Genomic DNA, 20,130 nt, shown 5'->3' on the forward strand with positions numbered 1-20,130 from the left:
GAACCCACTTACTCGTTTTTTCTCTGGCCCGACTTGCAAAGAAAGTGCGCGCGCAGGACGCACCCCGGCAGGCGACGGGTTCATCGCCTTCCGTCAAACCCTCTCCCTGACAGCAGCGGTGCTACTTGCCTTGCTTCGCGCCGCCCGATTCGTAGATGTCCAAGGCCGCCTCGGCGCTCGCGCCGCGGTGGATCATGGCCATCAGCGCACTGACCACCGCGGACGGGTTACCGTGCTGGTAGACATTGCGTCCGTACACCATGCCGACCGCGCCCTGGTCCAGCAGCGTGCGCGAGCGCGCGAACACCTGCTGCAGGTCTTCACGCCCGCCGCCGCGCACGAGCACGGGGCAGCGCGCGGCCTGTACCACGCGGTGGAACTCTTTCGGGTCGCTGGTCGGGTCGGCCTTGATGATGTCGGCGCCCATCTCGCGCGCGAGGCGCACCAGCGTCACGATCTTCTCGGCATCGCCATCGACCATGTAGCGGCTGCCGGGCGTCGGCGACTGCATCACCAGCGGCTCGATCATCAGCGGCATGCCGTAGCGGTCGCAGTCGGCGCGCACCCGCGCGATGTTCTGCACGCACTGGCGGAACAGGTCGGGTTCGTTCGGAAGCATGAAGAGGTTGACGACGACGCAGGCCGCGTCGCGTTGCACGGCGGGCAGCACCGGGTCGTGTTCGTTCTGCAGCTGGGCCCACATCACGCGGTGCAGCGTGGCGTTGTAGGGGTTGCCCATGTCGATGCGCATCACCAGCGCCGGCTTGTCGCGGCCCGGGCGGTCCTGCAGCAGGTCGGACTGGCCGTAGTTGAGTTGCAGTGCATCGGGGCCGGCGGCCACTAGCTTGTCGATGACCTGGGGCATGTCCTCCAGGCCGTCGAGGAACGAGGGCTCGTTGCACACGCCGTGATCGAGGGCGATGTCCAGGCAGCGGCCGTTGGTGAGCAGGCGGTTGAGCCGTGCGGTCTTGTCTTTCGACATGGGAAAGAACTCCTTGTTGGGTCGGAAATGAAGAGAGGGCTATCAGGCGAGCGCGGAGAGGTGGCGCTTCGCCGCGGCGTCGATCAGGCGCAGGGCTTCGTCGCTCAGCTCCACCGCACCGGCACCGGCGTTCTCGATGGCCTGCTGGCGCACGCGCGCGCCGCAGAGCGCGACCGCCACGGTGCCGCGCGCGACGGTCCACGCGATCATCATCTGGCCGAACGAACAGCCCAGCTTGGCGCGCAGGGGCTCGAGTTCTTCGAAGAAGGCCTTGAGCGTGGCGCGGTTGGCGGCGCTGAAGCGCGGGTTGGTGGCGCGCTGGTCGTCGCCCTTGAACTCGCGCTCGGGGTCGATGGGGCCGGCGAGCAGGCCGAGCGCTAGCGACGAGTAGCCGAGCACCGCGACGTTGTGCTCGCTGCACAAGGGCGCGAGCGTCGCCTCGATCTCGCGGTCGATCAGGCTGTAGCGCTCCTGCGCCGCATCGACCGGGCCGTAGCGCAGGTACTCGGCGAGCGTCTCGAGGCTCACGTTGCTCACGCCGATGGCGCGGATCTTTCCCTGCTTCTTGAGGTCGAGCAGCGCGTCCATGGTCTCGGCCACGGGCGTGGTGCTGTCCTGCCAGTGCGTGATGTAGAGGTCGATGTAGTCGGTCTGCAGGCGCTTGAGGCTCTCTTCGCATTCATGGAAGATCGACTCGCGGCCGAGGAAGCGATACACCGGATGGCCGTCTTCTTCGAAGAAGTGCGTACCCTGTTGTGTGTGCCAGACGAGGCCGCATTTGGTGGCGATCACCGCCTCTTGCCGGCGCCCCTTGAGCGCGGTGCCGACGATGCTTTCGGAGCGGCCGAGGCCATAGGCCGGCGCGGTGTCGATCAGGTTCACGCCCGCATCGAGCGAGGCCTGGATGGCGATGACGGCAGCCGCGTTGTCCCCGCCGCCCCACATCCATCCGCCCATGGCCCAGGTGCCCAGGCCGATGGCCGAGCATTCGATGCCCGAGGGGCCCAGCGTTGTCTTCTTCATCTTGTCTTCTTCCTCGTGTTCATGATGTGGTCGATGGTCACGGCCGCGAGCAGGATCAGGCCCTTGATCACGTCCTGCCAGTAAGGCGATACGTCCAGCAGGATCAGCGAGCTGGTCACCACCGACAGGAGGGCCAGGCCGAGCACCGCGCCCAGCACCGTGCCCGAGCCGCCCTTGAGGCTGGCGCCGCCGATCACCGCAGCGGCGATCACGTTCAGTTCCATGCCCATGCCGAAGGTCGGCGTGGCGGCGCCGAAGCGCGCCGTGTAGATCACGCCCGCAAGGCCCGCCGACGCGGAGCACAGCACCGTGACCCAGAACTTCACGCGGCCCACGCGAATGCCCGAATAGAGCGCCGCTTTCTCGTTGCTGCCCGTGTAGAACACGCGGCGCAGGAGCGTCGAGCGGCGCAGCACGAAGTCGCTCACCACCACGATCGCCAGGAAGATCAGGATGACCGCCGGCACGCCGAAGAGTGCGCCCTGCCCGATGAACTTGAACTCCGCCGGCAGCGAGAACAGCGACTGCGGCGTGCCCTGCGTGAGCGCCAGGCACAGCCCCCGCACGATCACCATGAAGGCCAGCGAGGCGATGAAGTGGTTGAGGCCGATGCGCGTGACGCAGCCGCCGATCATGGCGCCGATGAGCCCGCACATGCCGATGGCCACCAGGCTCGCGAGCCATGGGTCCACGCCCATCAGGAAGAGCTTGCCCGTCACCACCATCGCGAAGCACACCACCGAGCCCACCGAGAGGTCGATGCCGCCGACGATCAAAAGGATCGTCATGCCGACCACCACGATGCCTTCGATGGAGAAGGACAACAGCATCGCGCGCACGTTGTCCCAGGTCAGGAAGTAAGGCGATGCAAAGCTCATCGCGATGCACAGCACCGCGATGATGAGCAGCAGCCCTGCTTCGCGCATGCTCGTGAGTTTGTTGGCGGGCTTCACGGGGTCGCCTCCTGACGGTCCAGAATGCCCAGAATTCCGAGTAGGAAGGCCCGCATCGAGTTGTGCCGGGTAGTTCATGCTGTTTCCTGTTCGCAGAGTCCGGAAGCCAGCCGCAGCAGGGCCTCTTCCGTCATTTCGTTCGATTCGAGTTCACCCGCGACCTGGCCGTCGCGGATCACCAGGGCCCGGTCGCAGAGGCCGATGATTTCGGGCAGCTCCGAAGAGATCACGATCACGCCCACGCCCTGGTTCGCGAGCTCGCGCAGGATGTGGTGGATCTCCGACTTCGCGCCCACGTCGACACCGCGCGTGGGCTCGTCCATCAGCAGCACCGACGGGTTGGTGGCCAGCAGCTTGGCAATGGCCACCTTCTGCTGGTTGCCGCCCGAGAGGCTGGAGACCTCGATGGCGACGCCGTCGGACTTCAGGTTCAGCTTGGCGCCGAGCGTCTTCGCGAGCTTGTGCTCGGCGGAGCGCTGCAGCAGGCCCCAGGCCGAACTCACGCGGCCGAGCGCCATCGACGACACGTTCTGTGCGATCGGCAGGTCGAGGAACACGCCGGCGGCCTTGCGGTCTTCACTGAGGTACGCAATGCCTGCGCGCAGCGCGTCGCTGTACTTGCGGATGGTGAGCGCCTTGCCGGCGAGGCGCACCGTGCCGCGCTTGGCGACGCGCAGGCCGCAGATGGTCTCGGCGAGTTCGCTGCGGCCCGCGCCCATGAGGCCCGCGATGCCGAGGATCTCGCCGCGCTTGAGCGCAAAGGAAACGCCGTGCACGCGCTCGCCGTCGGCGATGTCGTTCACTTCGAGCACGGGGCCGGAGGATTCCGAGGTCGGGGACGCGGCTTGCTTGGGCGGGTAGTAGTTGCCCAGGTCGCGCCCGACCATGCGGCGCACCAGCTCATCGGGCGTCAATCCGGCGAGGGGCCCGCAATGCACATTGCGCCCGTCGCGCAGCACGGTGACGCGGTCGCCGTGCGTGAAGATCTCGGCCATGCGATGGCTGATGTAGATGATGCCGATGCCCTGTGCCTTCAGGTCGTGCAGCACGCGGAACAGCGCCGCCGACTCGTTGTCGGTCAGCGCGGCCGTGGGCTCGTCGAGGATCAGCACCTTGCAGTCGAGCGTGAGCGCCTTGGCGATCTCCACCAGCTGCTGGCTGGAGATGCTGAGGTCGCGCACCGGCGTGGCGGGGTCCATGTCCTGCCCCAGCCGACGCAGCACCGTGGCCGCACGTTCGTTGAAGCTGGCGTAGTTCATCCACGCCTGTTTGCCGGCGTTGATCTCGGGCATGAAGATGTTCTCGGCGACGGTCGCGTCGGCGCACAGCGCGATCTCCTGGTGCACCAGGCCGATGCCCAGGCGCATCGCGTGCGCCGGGCCGTCGATCACGACCTTCTGGCCGTTCAGCAGGATGTCGCCCTCGTCGGGGCGGTGGATGCCGTCGATGATGTTCATCAACGTCGACTTCCCCGCGCCGTTCTCGCCGCACAGGGCGTGGATCTCGCCCGCGTGCAGCGAGAAGTCCACGCCCGAGAGCGCGCGCGAAGCGCCGAAGCGCTTGCTGATGCCACGCAGTTCGAGCAAGGCGCTCACTCGCCGATTCCCTTGGTGCCACGGCGGGCGAGGTACTTGTCCCAGTAGAAGTCGTCGGCGTTGGCCTTGCTCACCACGGCCAGGCCGTTGTCCAGGAAAGGCACCGACATCGGGTTCGTGCCGTTGCGCTTGGCGTCGTTCATCGGGTCGATGAGCGAAGGGTTCTTCGCCAGGAACAACATCATCATGCCCATGTAGCCCTGCATGCCCTGGTTCGGGTTGATGGCGCCGAACACGTCGCCGGACTTGATCATGTCCAGGATCTTGGCGTTCACGTCGCAGCACATCACCTTGATGTTCTTCTTGGTCTCGACCTTGGCCTGCGCCGCGCCCAGTGCCGAGTTGGCTTCGGGCATGAAGAGCGCGCCCAGGTTCGGGTTGGCTTGCGCGAGGCTCAGCACCGCCTGGTAGGCCTTGTTCGGGTCCTGGTTGCTGGCGGCGCGGCCGACCAGCTTCATGCCCGTGTGCTTGGTCTTCATGCGGTTCACGAAGGCGGCGATGCGGCGGTCGTGGTTGTCCTGGCCCGGGTTCTCCAGCACGGCGTATTCGCCCTTGCCGCCCAGCGATGCGGCAATCGCGTCGGCGGCCTGCGTGCCTTCGCGGTCGTTGTCCGACGTGACGAAGGAGGTGCGCTTCGAATTCGGCGAATCGGCCGCGAAGGTGACCACCGGGATGCCCATCGCCGCCGCGCGGTTGATCGGCTCGATGAACGGATCGGGGTTCATCGGATGCAGCAGGATGCCCGCGGGCTTGCGCGCCAGTTCCTGCTCGAAGGATGCGAGCTGCTTGTTCACGTCGTACTCGGGCGTGCCGGTGTAGCGCGTCTTCACGCCCAGCGTGCGGCCCAGCTGCTTCATCATTTCGTAAACCGGAAACCAGTACTCCACGCCGGAGACCATCACGTTCATCACGTAGACGTCGCTGGCATTGCCGCGCAGGCCGGCGCCTGCAGCGGGGGCTGCTGCTTGCTGTTGCGCGAACGCGCTTGCACCGGCCAGGCCGATACCGGCAGCGGCCGCGGACTTCAGGAAATTACGCCTCATTCTTTGTCTCCTCACGTTGACTGGCAGAGCTTGCGACCTGCTTTTCGAGCAGATCTTTGGAACCTCAATGTCACATCAGTTGTTATGACAGGCTAGAATGTAATCGCGGCCCGATTGGGTCGAGTACTAGGGGAAACGCTACTGGCGATGCGCTTTTATTCCGCCGAAGCTGTTATGACATGATGCCAAACATACTGATCGGCGTGGACATGGGCTCAAGCAGCCTGAAGGCGCTCGCCCTCGAAGCCGGAAGCGGCCGCGCCGTTGCCCTGTCCCGCATGCCTTTGCCGCACGACCGGCTCGCCGGCGGCGGCTGCGAAGTGCAAGCCACGGCCATCCGCGCCGCGCTCACCCACGTGCTGCGCGACGTCGCCCACCAGCTCGGGCCGCGCGCCGCAGAGGTTCGCGCCATGGCCTGCACCGGCCACGGCGCCGGCCTCTACGCGCTCGATGCGAGCAACGAGCTCGTCGGCGGCCGCGCCGTCGCCTCCACCGACCAGCGCGCCGATGCCCGTGCACGTGCGCTCTCGGCGAGCCACGGCGAACGCCTGTTTGAGGATGTGGGCTGCCGTCCGTGGCCGGGCCAACCCACCGTGATCGCTGCCGAACTGCTGGGCACCGATGCCGTGCAGCGCGGCGATCTGCGCCGCCTGCTGTTCGCCAAGGACTACCTCGGCTTTCTGCTCACCGGCGAAATCGCCACCGACGCGAGCGATGCAAGCACCGCCGGGCTGGTGTCGCTTGCCAGCGGCGGCTGGTCGCAGACCGCCTTCGATGCCTCGGGCCTCAACGACCTGGGCGCGCACAACTTTGGCCCGATCGTGCCGAGCGGCACGGTGATCGGAAAACTGCGGCCTTCCGAAGCGGCGCTCTGCGGCCTGCCTGCGGGCATTCCGGTGGCGATGGGCGCCATCGACCTGCTCGCCTCGATGACCGCGATCTGCGCCGAGGGGCGCGGCCGCGCGGTGCAGGTCTTCGGCACCTGGTGCGTCAATGCGGTCATCGGGCCGGTGATCGCGCCCAAGCCCGCCGTTGCCTCCATCGTGAATTTCGGCCGCATGCGCGAGCGGCTCTACATGGAGAACAGCCCCTCCTCGATGGCCAACATCGCATGGCTCGCCGGTGCGCTCGGGCTGCCCGATGCGCGCGCGGTGGTCGACCTGGCGATGACGGTGCCGCTGGGCGCCAACGGCCTGCGTTTTGCGCCCTTCATCAACGGTGGTGGTGGCGTGACGGCAGGCTTCGTCGGCCTCAAGAGCCATCACACCCGTGCCGACATGGCGCGCGCCGTCGTCGACGCCGTGGCGGCGCTGCATGCGCGCCACACGGCGCGCCTCGCAGCGGGCGGCCTCTCGGTGACCGCATCGACCGTGCTGGGCGGCGGTGCGAGCGATGCGCGCCTCGTGCGCTTGTTGGCCTCCTTCCTGGGCCGGCCGGTCGAATGCTGCGCCGACGACGAGACCGGCGCGCGCGGCGCCGCGCTCTACGCCGCCATGTCGCAAGGCCTGGACGACGCGGCCGAGGGCAGCGCGCTCCTGGCGCCCTGCGAAACGATCGAGCCCTATGCAAGGAGCGCAAGCGCCCATGCGGATTTCAACGCCGATTTCAACGAACTGATCGACAGCATGTCACCTGTATTCACCCACATCGCGGGCGGTGCGCAGAGCGCCGCACGGCCGCCCGAAGGCGCTCGCACCGCAGCTCGCAGCGCGGAGGTTTTCGAATGAGCGCATGGCAACTTCCTTTTGTGCGCCCCGCGTCGCTCGCGGACCGTCATTTTTCGACCGTGATCGTCGGTGCCGGCATCAACGGCGTCGGCGTATTCCGCGATCTCTCGCTGCAGCGCGTGGATTGCCTCATCGTCGACAAGGGCGACTTCGGCGCCGGCGCCAGCAGCGCGCCCTCGCGAATGATCCATGGCGGCCTGCGCTACCTGGAGAACGGCAGCTTCTCGCTGGTGGCCGAGGCCACGCGTGAGCGCAACCTGCTGCTGCGCAACGCGCCGCACCTGGTGCGCCCGCTCAAGACGGTGGTGCCGCTCGCGAATTTCTTCGGCGGCCTCATGAGCAGTGCGCTCAAGTTCTTCGGCCGCACGCCGCCGCAGCGCACGCGCGGCCTGCTGGCAGTGGCGCTGGGCCTGCGGCTCTACGACATCCTGGGCCGCCGCCAGCGCGTGATGCCCGGGCACCGCATCAGCCGCGTGCCGACCAACGACCGCGGCCTCTTTCGCGCGGCGATCCGCTGGACCGCGACCTTCTTCGATGCGTGGATCAGCCATCCCGAATGGCTCATCCTCGAACTCATCGGCGATGCCTGCCGCGACCAGCCGCGCTCCGCCGCCGCCAACTACTGCCGCGTGATGGGCTGCGCGGGCAACATCCTCACGCTGCGCGACGAACTCACCGGCGCGCTCGTGCGCGTGACCGCCGACACCGTGGTGAACGCCACCGGCGCGTGGCTGGACCGCAGCGCGGCCGTGCTGGGCGGCGCCGGTCCGCGCGTGATGGGCACCAAGGGCTCGCACCTGGTGCTCGACCATCCCGCGCTGCGCGATGCGCTCGACGGCCGCATGGCGTATTTCGAGGCGGTGGACGGGCGCGTGTGCATCGTCTATCCCTTCCTCGACCGCGTGCTCGTGGGCTCCACCGACATCCCGGTGGAAGACCCGGACCAGATCGTTACCGAGCCTGCCGAGGTCGACTACCTCATCGACGTGCTGCGCGAGGTGTTCCCCAACATGGCCTTCGGCCGCGACAACGTGGTCTACACCTACGTCGGCGTGCGGCCGCTCGCGCGCTCCGATGCCGACAAGCCGGGCCAGATCTCGCGCGACCATTCGGTGGTGATCGATCCGCCGAACGCGACGCGCGACATTCCCATCGTCGGCCTCGTCGGCGGCAAGTGGACCACCTTCCGCTCGCTCGCCGAAGAAGCGACCACCGAGGTGCTGCAGCTGCTGGGGCGCTCGCGCACCGCATCGACCGAGCTGTTGCCCATCGGCGGCGGCGCGGACCTGCCGGCCGATGCGGCCGCGACCGACCGCTTCATCGAGAAGATGATGGCCGCCTCGGGCATGGACCGCACCCGGGCGCTGACGCTGCTCGCGCGCTACGGATCGAAGGCGCTGCCGCTCGCGCAGCGCCTCGCCGCCTCGGGCGACGTGCCGTTGCAACATGCGCCCGATTACTCGGCCGCCGAGCTCTCGTACCTGTGCCTGGAAACCGGCGTGGTGCACCTGGACGACCTGGTGATCCGCCGCACGCTGCTGGCCATTCGCGGCCTCGTCACCGATGCCGCGCTCGCCGAAATCTCGGGTATCGCGGCCGAGGCGCTGGGCTGGGACGCGCCTCGCGCGCACAAGGAACTGAGCACCTGCGCCACCGCCTTGCGCGAGCGCCACAACGTGCGCTTGCAGGCCGTGCCGCCCGACGTGGAACCCTCATTCGATGCATCATTGATGGCCAGCTCCGCCCTCGGCCAATCCTAAAAGTGAACAGTCCCAACGACATCTCGACCGTGCTCGACCGCAACTCCGAGTCCCCGCTGTGGGCCCAGTTCCGCGATGCGCTGCGCCTGCAGATCCTGCAGGGCGTGCTGCCCATCGGCGCCAAGCTGCCATCCGAAGCGGAGCTGGGCGACCAGTTCGGCATCTCGCGCATCGTGGTGCGCGAAGCGCTGGCCGACCTGGTGCGCAACAACCTCATCTACAAGATCAAGGGCCGCGGCGCCTTCGTGTCGGCGCGCGAGCGCGACGAGGATTTCGTCTCCACCGTGCTCGGCTTCTCCGACGAGATGGAACGCAAGGGCCGCTCGGTGCGCACGCAGATCCTCACGCAGGAACTGCGCGCGCCCACCGAGCAGGAGGCCGCATCGCTCGGGCTCACGGACCCCGAAGCGCAGGTCGTTGCGCTCAAGCGTCTTCGCAGTGTCGATGGCGAACTGCGCCTGCTGGTCGAGACGGTGGTGCCGGCGGACCTCGCGCCCGGGCTGCACCGCACGCGGCTGGACGACCGCTCGCTCTACGACGTGCTGCGCCGCCAATACGGCCTGCGCCTGGTGCGCGCCGAACGCTGGATCGATGCGGTGCTGCCCGATGCCGAAACCTGCAAGCTGCTCGACCTGCCGCAGCCCGAGCCGCTGCTGCGCATCGAGTCGATCGCCTATGGAGCCAATGGCCGGCCGCTGGAGCACTACCGCGCGCTGCACCGTTGCAAGGAAAGCCGCCTGCACGTGCAGACGACGACCTGAGTTCTCTTCTCCGTCAGGCCTTGACGGTGTTGCGCGAGGGCCAGAGCACGGAGGCGATGGCCACCATCATCAGCGCGACCGCGACCCAGTCCTGCCAGTGCACGACCTCGCCGAGCCACACCGCGCCGCTAACACGCCGAGCACGGGGATGAACATCACGCTCAGCGTCGAGGCCACCGGCGGCAGGCCGCGCGCGAGATAGAACCACGCGGCATGCGCGAAGCCGAAGATCAGCACCGCGTTGTAGAGGATCGATCCCCAGGCCACCGGGCCTGGCCAGCGCCACTGGTCGCGCTCGAACAGCAGCGAGAGCACCGTCATCACGACGGCCGTCATCGCGGTCATCCAGAACGAGAGCGTGAGCGTCGGCAGTCCGATGCGCGTGCGGCGCAGCAGTTGCGTGCCCAGCGCCCATGTTGCCGCGGCCGCCAGGGCCAGTGCCACATAGCCGGGGCGCCCTGCGAGGTCCGTGAGCTCGTGCCAAAGCAAAAGCCCCACGCCGACTGCGCACGCACCCACGCCGATCCATGAACGCCGCGTGAGCACGGCGGAGAACAGCACTGCGCCGATCACCGCCGAGAACACCGGCATCGTGTATCCCAGGATCGCCGCGCGCCCGCCCGAGAGCGCCTTCACCGCGAGGATGATGCAGGCGTGCCAGACGAACATGTTGGTCGCCCCCAGCCACACCAGCTCGGGCCACGCACTGCGCGGTACGCGGAACGGCACCTTCATCCACACCAGCGCGAGGCCCAGCACCGGCAGGCCCAGCCAGATCGAGATCGCGCGGAAGGTGAGCGGCGGATAGTCGGCCACGCCGAGCTTCATCACCGGCCAGTTGAAACCCCAGGCGAGGGTCAGGAGGACGAGCAGTACGAACTGGCGCGGAGTGAAGGAGGGCATCTTGTGAGGCTTACAGCAAACGCTTGAGGTAACGCCCGGTGTGGCTCGCCTCGTTCGCCGCGATGTCCTCGGGCGTGCCTTCGCCCACCACCGTGCCGCCGCCTGCGCCGCCTTCGGGCCCCATGTCGATCAGCCAGTCGGCCGTCTTGATGACGTCCAAGTTGTGCTCGATCACGACGATGGTGTTGCCCGCGTCGCGCAACTGGTGCAGCACCTTCAGCAGCAGCTCGATGTCGGCGAAGTGCAGGCCCGTGGTCGGCTCGTCCAGGATGTAGAGCGTGCGGCCCGTGTCGCGCTTGCTCAGTTCGAGCGCGAGCTTCACGCGCTGCGCCTCGCCGCCCGAGAGCGTGGTGGCCGACTGGCCGAGCTTGATGTACGACAGGCCCACGTCCAGCAGCGTGCGCAGCTTGCGCTCGATGGTCGGCACGGCCTTCAGGAACTCGTGCGCGGTCTCCACCGTCATCTCGAGGATCTGCGCGATGTTCCTGCCCTTGTACTGGACCTCGAGCGTCTCGCGGTTGTAGCGCTGGCCGTGGCAGACCTCGCAGGGCACGTACACGTCGGGCAGGAAGTGCATCTCGACCTTCACCACGCCGTCACCCTGGCAAGCCTCGCAACGGCCACCGGCCACGTTGAAGCTGAAGCGGCCCGGGCCGTAGCCGCGTTCGCGCGCGGTGTTGGTCTCGGCCATCAGTTCGCGGATGGGCGTGAAGAGGCCCGTGTAGGTGGCCGGGTTGCTGCGCGGCGTGCGGCCGATGGGGCTCTGGTCGACGTTGATGACCTTGTCGAAATACTCGATGCCCTCGACCGACTCGTGCTCGGCGGGCTCTTCATGCGCACGATAGAGCGTGCGGGCCACGGCGGTGTAGAGCGTGTCGTTCACCAGCGTCGATTTGCCGGAGCCCGAGACGCCGGTCACGCAGGTCAACAGGCCCACCGGAAAGGCGACGCTCACGTTCTTGAGGTTGTTGCCGGTGGCGCCCACCACGCGAATTTCCTGCAGGTCGGTCTGCGAGGCGATGTGCGCCGCTTCGCGCGCGGCACGGCGTTCGGCCGCGGGGCTCTGCGGAAAGCGCGAGGCCTTCTTGCCTTCGTTGAAGGCCGGCTTCTTCACGGCCGGCAGCCACGCGGTGCGGTGCTTCGGCACTTCGATCTTCTTCGTGCCCGAGAGGTACTGGCCGGTGAGCGAATCGGGATTCGCCGACACCTCGGCGTAGGTGCCCTGCGCCATCACGCGTCCGCCGTGCACGCCGGCGCCGGGGCCCATGTCGATCACGTGATCGGCGGCGTGAATCATGTCTTCGTCGTGCTCGACCACGATCACGCTGTTGCCGATGTCGCGCAGGTGCTTCAGCGTGCCGATGAGCCGGTCGTTGTCGCGCTGGTGCAGCCCGATGCTGGGCTCGTCGAGCACGTACATCACGCCGGTGAGGCCCGAGCCGATCTGCGATGCGAGGCGAATGCGCTGCGCCTCGCCGCCCGAGAGCGTCTCGGCGCTGCGGTCCAGGCTCAGGTAGTTCAGGCCCACGTCGTTGAGGAATTTCAGGCGCAGCCCGATCTCGCGCACCACCTTGTCGGCGATGTCGGCCTTGGCGCCGCGCAGCTTGAGCGTCTGGAACCAGGCGAGCGAATCGCGCAGGGTGAGGTGGCTCAGCTCGAAGATCGCCATCCGTGGTGGATCGCCGCCATCGGCCGGACGCGCCGATTCGTCGACCAGGAACACGTTGCGCGCCTCGCGCCGCAGCCGCGAACCGCCGCAGTCGGGGCAGGGTTGCAGGTTGCGAAAACGCGCGAGGTCTTCGCGCACCATCACCGAATCGGTCTCGCGGTAGCGCCGCGTCATGTTGGGGATGATCCCCTCGAAGGGATGCTTCTTCGTGAGCTTCTTGCCCGCGAAGTTGCCCGATTCCATCGTGTAGTTGAACTTGATCTCTTCGGCCGCGGAGCCGTTCAGCAGCACCTGCTGCACCGAGGCGGGCAGCGATTCGAAGGGTGCGTCGACGTCGAACTTGTAGTGCTTCGCGACGCTCTCGATCATGCTGAAGTAATAGCCGTTGCGGCGGTCCCAGCCCTTGATGGCGCCACTGGCGATCGAGAGCGACGGAAAAGCCACCACGCGCGCCGGGTCGAACACTTCGCGGTGGCCGAGGCCGTCGCAGCTCGGGCAGGCGCCCACGGGCGAGTTGAACGAAAAGAGGCGCGGCTCCAGTTCCGAGAGCGAGTAGTGGCAGATGGGGCAGGCGAACTTGGCGTTGAACAGGTGCTCCTTGTCGGCCGTGCCCTCGGCGCCCAGCTCCAGCGCAATCGCCCGGCCTTCGGCCAGGCGCAGCGCGGCCTCGAAGCTCTCGGCCAGGCGCTGCTGCATGTCGGGGCGCGCGCGCAGGCGGTCGATGACCACGTCGATGTCGTGCTTCTCGGTCTTCTTGAGCTTGGGGAGGTCGTTGTATTCGTAGGTCTGGCCATCGACGCGAAAGCGCACGTAGCCCGCGGCCTGCATCTCCGCGAAGAGCTCGAGGAACTCGCCCTTCTTCTCGCGCGCCACGGGCGCCAGGATCAACAGGCGCGGCTCGTCGGGAATGGCGAGCGTCGCATCGACCATCTGCGAGACCGTCTGCGCCTGCAGCGGCAGGTGATGGTCGGGGCAGTAGGGCGTGCCGGCGCGGGCGAAGAGCAGGCGCAGGTAGTCGTGGATCTCGGTCACCGTGCCCACGGTGGAGCGCGGGTTGTGGCTGGTGGCCTTCTGCTCGATGCTGATCGCGGGCGACAGGCCCTCGATCACGTCCACATCGGGCTTGTCCATGAGCTGCAGGAACTGCCGCGCATAGGCCGACAGGCTCTCCACATAGCGCCGCTGCCCTTCGGCATACAGCGTGTCGAACGCCAGGCTCGACTTGCCCGAGCCCGACAGGCCGGTGATCACCACCAGCTTGTTGCGCGGAATGTCGAGATCGACGTTCTTCAGGTTGTGGGTGCGCGCACCGCGGATGCTGATGCGCTGCTGCGCCAGCACCGCGCCGAGGTAGGTGTCGCGTTCGCGTTGTGCGTCGCGTGCGCTTTCCTCTTGGGCGGCGAGTTCTTCAGTGGCTTTGGAATTCAAGGGGGCGATCGTCCGAGGGCAACCGGACATGATAGTCCGCCAGCCATTTCATGGCGAGCGGGCGGCTTCTGCCGGGCTTGGCGGCGGGCTTTCCGGCGGGGCCGGGGGCGGCGCTCCGGTGCCGCCGATGGCGCGGCCGACCATGTGCTCGGCCAGCGTGTCGTACAGCGGGCGGCTGATCATGCGCGAGACCAGGCTCGCCAGCATGGCCGCGGCCATCAGGCTGAGCACCATCGAGTGGCCGTCGACCATTTCCATCACGATGATGAACGCCGTGAGCGGCGCCTGCGTCACCGCGGCCAGGAAGCCGGCCATGCCCATGGCGATGAGCGCCGGCCCCAGGTCGCCGCTGGTCAGGCGCGCCACCGCGTCGCCGATGCCCGCGCCGATCGACAGCGACGGCGCGAAAATGCCGCCCGGCACGCCGCACCAGGCCGTGAGCCAGGTGGCAACGAACTTCAGCACGGTGTAGACCGGCGTGAGCTCGTCGTGGCCCTGCAGCATCTGCTTGACCGCCTCGGAGCCCGCCCCGAAGGTGACGCCCCCCGTCACCAGCCCGATGACGGCCACCGCCAGCCCGCCCACGGCTGCGAATCGCACCGGAAAGCGCGCCCGCAGCCGGTTGAAGCGGCCCGGCGCGCCGGTCAGCGAGGCGATCAGGAGCCGCGCGAACAAGCCACCGGCCGCGCCGCTCAGAAGGGCGACCAGCAAGCCCGGCCCCAGCGCGTCCCAGCCCAGCCGCTGCACGCGGATCACGCCGAAATAGCTGGCATTGCCGAAGGCCGACACGGCCACCAGGCCCGCCAGCACGATGGCCGTGATGATCAGTCCGCTGGAGCGTGCCTCGAGCCGGCCCGACAGTTCCTCGATGGCGAACACCACGCCTGCCAGCGGCGCGTTGAAGGCGGCCGCGATGCCGGCCGCCCCGCCGGCCACCAGCAGCGCGCGGCCGTCGATGGCGGTGTGGGGCGACAGCCAGCGCCGCGCGTGCTGCATCACCCCGGCCGCCACCTGGACCGACGGGCCCTCGCGCCCGATCGACAGGCCCGCCGCGAAGCCGGCCACGCCCAGGCCGATCTTGGCGACCGTGAGCCGCAGCGAGGCGAAGACAAGGCGCCGCTCTTCCGGCAGGTCCGGGTGCAGCGCTGCCTTGATCTGCGGAATGCCCGAGCCGCCCGCGCCGGGAAAGAACCGCAGCGTGGCCCAGACGATGCCCGCAGTGATGAGCGGCGTCGTCAGCAGCACGGCCCAGGGCCAGGCGCGGTAGAAGGCGTGGAACTGGCCGAAGACCCAGTCGCTCGCGAAGGTGAAGCCCACCACGAAGAGCCCCGCCGCGATGGCATAGCCCAGCACGATGGCCCGGTCGAGCCAGATGCGGCCGCCGCGCAACTCGGCGCGCAGATGCTCGAAAAAGTCAGGTTCTCGGTTCATCGGTGCGGTCCATTCTGGCATCGGGGCGCGATGGCGCAGGCTCCGTCCGGCTGCCTTGGGGCACAATCTCCGGTTCTTTTTCTCCTCCTCCTTCATCTACTTATCAGGGGCAGTGCATATGGCATCGGTCAACAAAGTCATCGTCGTCGGCAATCTGGGGCGCGACCCCGAAATGCGTACCTTCCCGAGCGGCGACCAGGTCGCGAACGTCACCGTGGCCACCACCGATCGCTGGAAAGACAAGCAAAGCGGCGAAATGCGCGAAGCCACCGAATGGCACCGCATCGTCTTCAACGGCCGCCTGGCCGAAATCGCCGGCCAGTACCTGCGCAAGGGCTCGCAGGTCTATGTCGAAGGCAGCCTGCGCACGCGCAAGTGGACCGACAAGGACGGCATCGAAAAGTACACGACCGAGATCCGCGCCGACCAGATGCAGATGCTGGGCAGCCGCCAGGGCCAGGGCGGCCCGTCGGGCGGTCCCGAGGACGATGGCGGTTACTCGCAAGGCGGCGGAGGCGGCGGCTATTCGCAGGGTGGCAACGGCGGCGGTGGTGGCGGCGGTGGCGGTTACGCAGCCCGCGCCCCTGCAGCGGCACCTCGCGCACCGGCGGCTGCACCGCGCCAGGCACCGGCCAAGTCGTCGTCGGGCTTCGACGACATGGATGACGACATCCCGTTCTGATCCGAACGTTTCTCTTGCATGACCGGGGCGGCTGCATCGCTGCCTCGGACATGCGTTCTGCCCGGAGCTGTTTGCCTCCACCACCCTGATCCCGTGCTGCAGCAGCGCAAGGCCTGGAGGCCGGGCCGGTCGTTCAGTCGCCGCCCACATGCCCCTGGTGCTGCGGCAGGTCGTCGCAGATCGTGAACCAGGGCGCCTTCGAGCCGACGAAGATGTGCGCGCTGGGCCGGATGGATGGATCGTCCACCAGCGTGCCCAAGGTGACGTGCACGAACATGCCCTCGCGCACCACCGAATACAGGAACGAGCCGCACTTGCCGCAATGGATGTCGCCGGCGTTTTCCTCTCCGTGGATCAGGATCTGGTCGCTGCCCTGCGTGAGGGCCAGCTTGTGCCTCTCGATGCCGGCAAAGGGCTTGAAGGCCGAACCCGTCGCGCGCCGGCAGTCCGCGCAGTGGCAGTTGAGGGCATAGGTGAACTCGTCGGCCACCGTGTAGCGGACGGCGCCGCACAGGCACTGGCCGGCCAGCGTGCGGGCGGGGCTCGTCACCGAGGTCTCCCGCAAGCGAAGCTCGCCTCAGCCCGCCAGGCCCACGTACACGTTCTGCACATCGTCGTTGGCGTCGATGGCCGCGAGGAAGGTTTCGACTTCTTCCAGGTCTTCGGCACTCAGGCTCGCCGGATCGACCGGGTTCTTGGGCTTGTAGCCCAGCTTGGCCGAAAGCACCGTGAAGCCTTGGGCCGGCAGCGCGCGGCTCACGAGGTCGAGATCGGTGGGGTCGGTGAGGAACACGGTGGCGCTGCCTTCGCCGGCCGGCTCGAAGTCCTGCGCGCCGGCTTCGATGGCGGCGACCTCGGCATCGGCCGCGGCATTCGCGGGCTCCGCCTCGATCATGCCGACGTGGTCGAAATCCCACGACACGGAGCCCGAGGTGCCCAACTGCCCCTTGCGGAACAGCACCCGCATTTCAGGCGCGGTGCGGTTCACGTTGTCGGTGAGGCATTCGACCATCACCGGCACGCGGTGCGGCGCAAAGCCTTCGTAGATCACATGGTCGAAGTGCACCGCCTCGCCCGTGAGACCCGCGCCCTTTTTGATGGCGCGGTCGAGCGTGTCCTTGGGCATCGAGACCTTGCGGGCCTGTTCCACCACCAGCCGAAGACGCGAATTGGAGGCCGGATCGGCGCCGTTGCGCGCGGCGATCATGATTTCCTTGGCCAGTTTTCCGAACAAGCGACCCTTGGCATTGGCGGCCAGATCCTTGTGTTTTGCTTTCCACTGTGCGCCCATGGCGATGTTCCTTCGATTCGGGGCGACTACTGTAGCCGCAGCGCAATGGCGGACCGCAGTTTTCTCCAAGTCCTGGATGCGGGAGCTCCCTACGCTTGGCTCCTTGCCCACCAACGCACAGGTCGCCTCACCATGTCATCCGCCGACGCACGACAAGCGCAGACAGGACTTTTCCATCGCCTCCATGCGGGCCCCGAGCCGCTGGTCCTGGTGAACGCGTGGGACGCGGCCAGTGCGCGCATCGTCGAACGTGCCGGTGCCCGGGCCATCGGCACCACCAGCGCGGGCATGGCCTGGGCGCTGGGCTACGCGGACGGCGAGCGCATGCCCGCGAGCGAACTCCTTGCCGCCACGGCGCGCATCTGCCGCGTGGCCCGCGTGCCGGTCAGCGTCGACATCGAGCGCGGCTTCGGCCACGACACACAGGACGTGTGCGAGGTGGTGCGTGCGCTCATCGACCTAGGCGTGGCCGGGATCAACATCGAAGACGGCACGCTGCCCGGCACGCGCGAGCTGGCGCCGCCGGAGATCCTCTGCGAGCGCATCGCCGCGCTGCGCGGGCTGGACGCGCTCTTCTTCATCAACGCGCGCACCGACACTTTTTTCGTCGCCAACGACGATCCCGCCGTGCGCTACGAAGACACGCTGCGCCGCGCCCGGCTCTACGCCGCGGCAGGTGCCGACGGCATCTTCGTGCCGGGCATGTCGAAGCTCGACGAAATCGCGGGTCTGGCCGCCGCGGTGCCACTGCCCGTGAACGTCTACGCCGGCCACACCCAGGCGCCACCGGTCGAGGTGCTCGCAGGCGCCGGCGCGCGCCGCGTCAGCCTCGGCTGCGGACCATTGCAGGCGGCGCTCGGGCTGCTCGGCCGCATCGCCACCGAGGCCTTCGACGGCAGCGACGCCGGCTTCCGCGCGATGAGCGCGGGGATGCTGTCCGTCGGCGAGATCAATGCACTTTTTACCGGCATGTCCTGAGCATCGCGCGGGATGGTTGGACCTCAACTGTTTCCGTTTTGTGAACACCGCGGTTCCCTTTGCTAAGGGTTTTTACGTAGATCGCGGCGCACAATTCATTCACAGACCGGCCCCCAAGCCGATCTGGGTGAACAGGGCCCCGAGCGAGGTGGCCGCCCCCCGGAGGGACGGTGACCCACCCAAGACCGGTTCGACATCATCCGAAGCAAAAACTGAACTGAATTGAAGGAAATCCAAATGACCGCCTCGAAGATCCTCTCCGCCGTTGCTGTTGCCCTGATGGCCGTTGCCGGCGCCGCCCACGCCGAAACCTATGAAGGCGTGCATCAACTGACCTCGGCCGCCAGCCGCGCCGACGTTGCCAGCCAGGCCGTGGTTGCCGCGCACAGCGCCAACCCGTACGCCACCGGCGCGAACTCTGGCCCCGCCCAAGTGTTCGTGTCGTCGACCAGCCGTGCTGCGGTCCGCGCCGAAGCCGTCGCCGCCGCACACAGCGCCGACCCGTACGCCGAAGGCGCATCGGCTGGCGTGGCCCCCGTCGTGGCCAGCACCGTGGACCGCAACGCCGTTCGCGCCGCCGCCCGCGCTGCGGCACGTGGCGACGCACTGCCGCTGTAATCCCGGCGAGCGTCGGTTCCTGAAGGCCGGCCGTGCGAAAGCATGGGCCGGCTTTTTCCTTGGCCCTGGATACCTGCGTCAGCGAGCGGCCAGCAGACGCAGGCCAGCGACCATGAAGGCCGGGCTGTCCGGCGCGGCCGTGTCGTGCAGTGCGACGAACCACTGCGTGGCCGGGTCATCGGTCGGGGCGCGCGCGGACTCCGCGCGCACCTCGCATGCATAGAGCACCCGGCCGAGGCGCGTCGTGTCGTCGCGCATGGCGACCGCCTCGTCGCAGCATTCGTCCACCACGGTCCAGCGGCCCTCAGCGTCGCTGCGGACCGATCGCCGCATCAGCCGCATCGCGATGCGCTCCGGCGCCTCCGTGCGCTCGCTGCCCTGGGCTTCGGGCACTTCTGCCAGCAGGCGCAGTTCGAGCGGCTCGCCGACGCGAAACCCTTCCCCGCGCGCCAGCGACATCCCGCCCAGCGCCACGCGCACGCGGCGCCGCTCGCGCCAGGTGGTGACAACGAACACCACCGTCAGCACCGAGAACATCGCGAACACCGGCAGGCCGACCGCCATCCAGAGCCACTGCCATCCGCCGGCCGTGGCCCATGTGATCGCCTGGAATCCGAAGAGCGCGAAGAAGCCCAGCACCGCGAGCGCGACCAGCCATGCGACCCATTCACCGATGGACTTGCGCACGCGTTCCGTGGCTTGCGGCGCGTCGGACGTCCATTCGGCAGGCAGCACCTCGGCCAACGGCGGCAGGCCGGCCTCGCGCGGATCGGGCCACGGCGACCAGAAATCGGCGGCCGCGTTCTCCAGCGGAATCCATTGGAGATCGGTCCATGCCGGCAGGTAGGCCGTGGCGGTTTCCTCGCCTTCCACCCGCAGCACGATGCCCTGTGCGCCATCGGGCGTCGCGTCGTCGAAGCCGCGCGGGTACACGCCGGGCGCCCGGTGCATCTGCTGCGCCAGCACGTCGACGATCAACGTGTCGCCGCCGACTTCCACCGCCTGGTAGCGGCCATCGGGCGACACACAGCCGTAGCCCGGCGTCTGTGCGGACAGATGGGCGATCAGTGCGACGGACGGATGAAGGCGGGGCATGGGAGGCGATGAGCATAGCCAGCGGCCGGGCGCCGGCGGCACCGTGCCGGTGCGGCACCTGGCCGAAAGTTCGCATCGGCTGGCTGTGCGGCAGACCCTCACTGCGCCAAAAGGCGCATTGCCTTGCCGCAGCGCATCAATCATGATGGCGGCGCGGAATGGATGACCCGCCCGACTTCATGCTTTCGCAT

At 68.0% G+C, this 20,130-nt stretch carries 16 protein-coding genes and 1 pseudogene; 6 read left to right on the forward strand and 11 right to left on the reverse strand.

The features are described 5' to 3' along the window. Window positions 1–121: 121 nt before the first annotated feature. The 5 genes from M2282_RS20060 to M2282_RS20080 are packed head-to-tail and all read right to left on the reverse strand — an operon-like array spanning window position 122 to window position 5,596. Window positions 122–982 (reverse strand): class I fructose-bisphosphate aldolase, encoded by an 861-nt coding sequence (locus M2282_RS20060; RefSeq protein ID WP_280810523.1) that lies wholly within the window; start codon window positions 980–982, stop codon window positions 122–124. A gap of 42 nt (window positions 983–1,024) precedes the next feature. Further along, window positions 1,025–2,005 carry an aldo/keto reductase gene (locus M2282_RS20065; protein WP_280810524.1) on the reverse strand — a complete coding sequence of 327 codons (981 nt, stop codon included), beginning with the start codon at window positions 2,003–2,005 and terminating at the stop codon, window positions 1,025–1,027. Continuing rightward, the gene (locus M2282_RS20070; protein ID WP_280810525.1) at window positions 2,002–3,036 is read right to left on the reverse strand and encodes an ABC transporter permease; all 1,035 of its coding nucleotides are present in this window, start codon (window positions 3,034–3,036) and stop codon (window positions 2,002–2,004) included. Before M2282_RS20070 ends, M2282_RS20065 begins: the two co-directional genes overlap by 4 nt. Beyond that, entirely contained in the window at window positions 3,033–4,553 is a 1,521-nt protein-coding gene (locus M2282_RS20075) for a sugar ABC transporter ATP-binding protein (protein WP_280810526.1), read from the reverse strand. The genes M2282_RS20070 and M2282_RS20075 overlap by 4 nt, the downstream gene beginning before the upstream one ends. Continuing rightward, window positions 4,550–5,596 (reverse strand): substrate-binding domain-containing protein, encoded by a 1,047-nt coding sequence (locus M2282_RS20080; protein ID WP_280810527.1) that lies wholly within the window; start codon window positions 5,594–5,596, stop codon window positions 4,550–4,552. Before M2282_RS20080 ends, M2282_RS20075 begins: the two co-directional genes overlap by 4 nt. Before the next feature lie 179 nt (window positions 5,597–5,775). On the opposite strand from M2282_RS20080, the gene M2282_RS20085 reads away from it, so the two are divergent. From M2282_RS20085 to M2282_RS20095, 3 genes are read left to right on the forward strand one after another with little or no spacing between them, the layout of a single operon-like run. After that, window positions 5,776–7,323: an FGGY family carbohydrate kinase gene (locus tag M2282_RS20085; RefSeq protein WP_280810528.1), complete on the forward strand. Its 1,548-nt coding sequence runs from the start codon at window positions 5,776–5,778 to the stop codon at window positions 7,321–7,323. Beyond that, window positions 7,320–9,083, forward strand: a complete 1,764-nt coding sequence (locus M2282_RS20090) for a glycerol-3-phosphate dehydrogenase/oxidase (RefSeq protein ID WP_280810529.1) — start codon at window positions 7,320–7,322, stop codon at window positions 9,081–9,083. The genes M2282_RS20085 and M2282_RS20090 overlap by 4 nt, the downstream gene beginning before the upstream one ends. A 2-nt stretch (window positions 9,084–9,085) precedes the next feature. Then, the gene (locus M2282_RS20095) at window positions 9,086–9,844 is read left to right on the forward strand and encodes a GntR family transcriptional regulator (RefSeq protein WP_280810530.1); all 759 of its coding nucleotides are present in this window, start codon (window positions 9,086–9,088) and stop codon (window positions 9,842–9,844) included. A gap of 13 nt (window positions 9,845–9,857) precedes the next feature. Here the strand turns inward: M2282_RS20095 and M2282_RS20100 are convergent. The 3 genes and pseudogenes from M2282_RS20100 to M2282_RS20110 all read right to left on the reverse strand — a co-directional run bounded on the left by M2282_RS20100 (window position 9,858) and on the right by M2282_RS20110 (window position 15,275). Further along, a pseudogene (locus M2282_RS20100) lies at window positions 9,858–10,747 on the reverse strand (DMT family transporter). Window positions 10,748–10,757: 10 nt separating this feature from the next. After that, window positions 10,758–13,874: an excinuclease ABC subunit UvrA gene (gene uvrA, locus M2282_RS20105; protein WP_280810531.1), complete on the reverse strand. Its 3,117-nt coding sequence runs from the start codon at window positions 13,872–13,874 to the stop codon at window positions 10,758–10,760. An 18-nt stretch (window positions 13,875–13,892) separates the two neighbouring features. Then, a complete protein-coding gene (locus M2282_RS20110) occupies window positions 13,893–15,275 on the reverse strand; it encodes a chloride channel protein (protein WP_280810532.1) in 1,383 nt (460 codons plus the stop codon). Window positions 15,276–15,393: 118 nt separating this feature from the next. Between M2282_RS20110 and ssb the strand changes: the two genes are divergently transcribed. Beyond that, window positions 15,394–15,957 (forward strand): single-stranded DNA-binding protein, encoded by a 564-nt coding sequence (ssb, locus tag M2282_RS20115; RefSeq protein WP_280810533.1) that lies wholly within the window; start codon window positions 15,394–15,396, stop codon window positions 15,955–15,957. A gap of 133 nt (window positions 15,958–16,090) precedes the next feature. On the opposite strand, the gene M2282_RS20120 is transcribed toward ssb, so the two are convergent. Together M2282_RS20120 and M2282_RS20125 are read right to left on the reverse strand one after the other, a co-directional pair. Continuing rightward, window positions 16,091–16,507: a GFA family protein gene (locus M2282_RS20120; protein ID WP_280810534.1), complete on the reverse strand. Its 417-nt coding sequence runs from the start codon at window positions 16,505–16,507 to the stop codon at window positions 16,091–16,093. A gap of 27 nt (window positions 16,508–16,534) precedes the next feature. Further along, on the reverse strand, window positions 16,535–17,248 hold the full coding sequence (locus M2282_RS20125; RefSeq protein ID WP_280810535.1) for a YebC/PmpR family DNA-binding transcriptional regulator: 714 nt from the start codon (window positions 17,246–17,248) through the stop codon (window positions 16,535–16,537). A 132-nt stretch (window positions 17,249–17,380) separates the two neighbouring features. Between M2282_RS20125 and M2282_RS20130 the strand changes: the two genes are divergently transcribed. Together M2282_RS20130 and M2282_RS20135 are read left to right on the forward strand one after the other, a co-directional pair. Then, window positions 17,381–18,226 (forward strand): isocitrate lyase/PEP mutase family protein, encoded by an 846-nt coding sequence (locus M2282_RS20130; RefSeq protein ID WP_280810536.1) that lies wholly within the window; start codon window positions 17,381–17,383, stop codon window positions 18,224–18,226. A gap of 237 nt (window positions 18,227–18,463) precedes the next feature. Continuing rightward, window positions 18,464–18,844, forward strand: coding sequence for a helicase SNF2 (locus M2282_RS20135; RefSeq protein WP_280810572.1), 381 nt, complete (start codon window positions 18,464–18,466; stop codon window positions 18,842–18,844). A 78-nt stretch (window positions 18,845–18,922) separates the two neighbouring features. On the opposite strand, the gene M2282_RS20140 is transcribed toward M2282_RS20135, so the two are convergent. Further along, window positions 18,923–19,939, reverse strand: a complete 1,017-nt coding sequence (locus M2282_RS20140; RefSeq protein ID WP_280810537.1) for a hypothetical protein — start codon at window positions 19,937–19,939, stop codon at window positions 18,923–18,925. Window positions 19,940–20,130: the final 191 nt, after the last annotated feature.

Origin of the sequence: Variovorax boronicumulans (assembly GCF_029892485.1) — a bacterium.
GTDB lineage: Bacteria > Pseudomonadota > Gammaproteobacteria > Burkholderiales > Burkholderiaceae_C > Variovorax > Variovorax boronicumulans_B.

Bases quoted from the DNA above. Each gene is read 5' to 3' on its own strand.
- M2282_RS20060 (WP_280810523.1), bottom strand. From the start codon at position 982: ATGTCGAAAGACAAGACCGCACGGCTCAACCGCCTGCTCACCAACGGC.
- M2282_RS20090 (WP_280810529.1), top strand. From the start codon at position 7,320: ATGAGCGCATGGCAACTTCCTTTTGTGCGCCCCGCGTCGCTCGCGGAC.
- M2282_RS20080 (WP_280810527.1), bottom strand. From the start codon at position 5,596: ATGAGGCGTAATTTCCTGAAGTCCGCGGCCGCTGCCGGTATCGGCCTG.
- ssb (WP_280810533.1), top strand. From the start codon at position 15,394: ATGGCATCGGTCAACAAAGTCATCGTCGTCGGCAATCTGGGGCGCGAC.
- M2282_RS20135 (WP_280810572.1), top strand. From the start codon at position 18,464: ATGACCGCCTCGAAGATCCTCTCCGCCGTTGCTGTTGCCCTGATGGCC.
- M2282_RS20140 (WP_280810537.1), bottom strand. From the start codon at position 19,939: ATGCCCCGCCTTCATCCGTCCGTCGCACTGATCGCCCATCTGTCCGCA.
- M2282_RS20125 (WP_280810535.1), bottom strand. From the start codon at position 17,248: ATGGGCGCACAGTGGAAAGCAAAACACAAGGATCTGGCCGCCAATGCC.
- M2282_RS20085 (WP_280810528.1), top strand. From the start codon at position 5,776: ATGATGCCAAACATACTGATCGGCGTGGACATGGGCTCAAGCAGCCTG.
- M2282_RS20070 (WP_280810525.1), bottom strand. From the start codon at position 3,036: ATGAACTACCCGGCACAACTCGATGCGGGCCTTCCTACTCGGAATTCT.
- M2282_RS20110 (WP_280810532.1), bottom strand. From the start codon at position 15,275: ATGAACCGAGAACCTGACTTTTTCGAGCATCTGCGCGCCGAGTTGCGC.
- uvrA (WP_280810531.1), bottom strand. From the start codon at position 13,874: ATGTCCGGTTGCCCTCGGACGATCGCCCCCTTGAATTCCAAAGCCACT.
- M2282_RS20130 (WP_280810536.1), top strand. From the start codon at position 17,381: ATGTCATCCGCCGACGCACGACAAGCGCAGACAGGACTTTTCCATCGC.
- M2282_RS20065 (WP_280810524.1), bottom strand. From the start codon at position 2,005: ATGAAGAAGACAACGCTGGGCCCCTCGGGCATCGAATGCTCGGCCATC.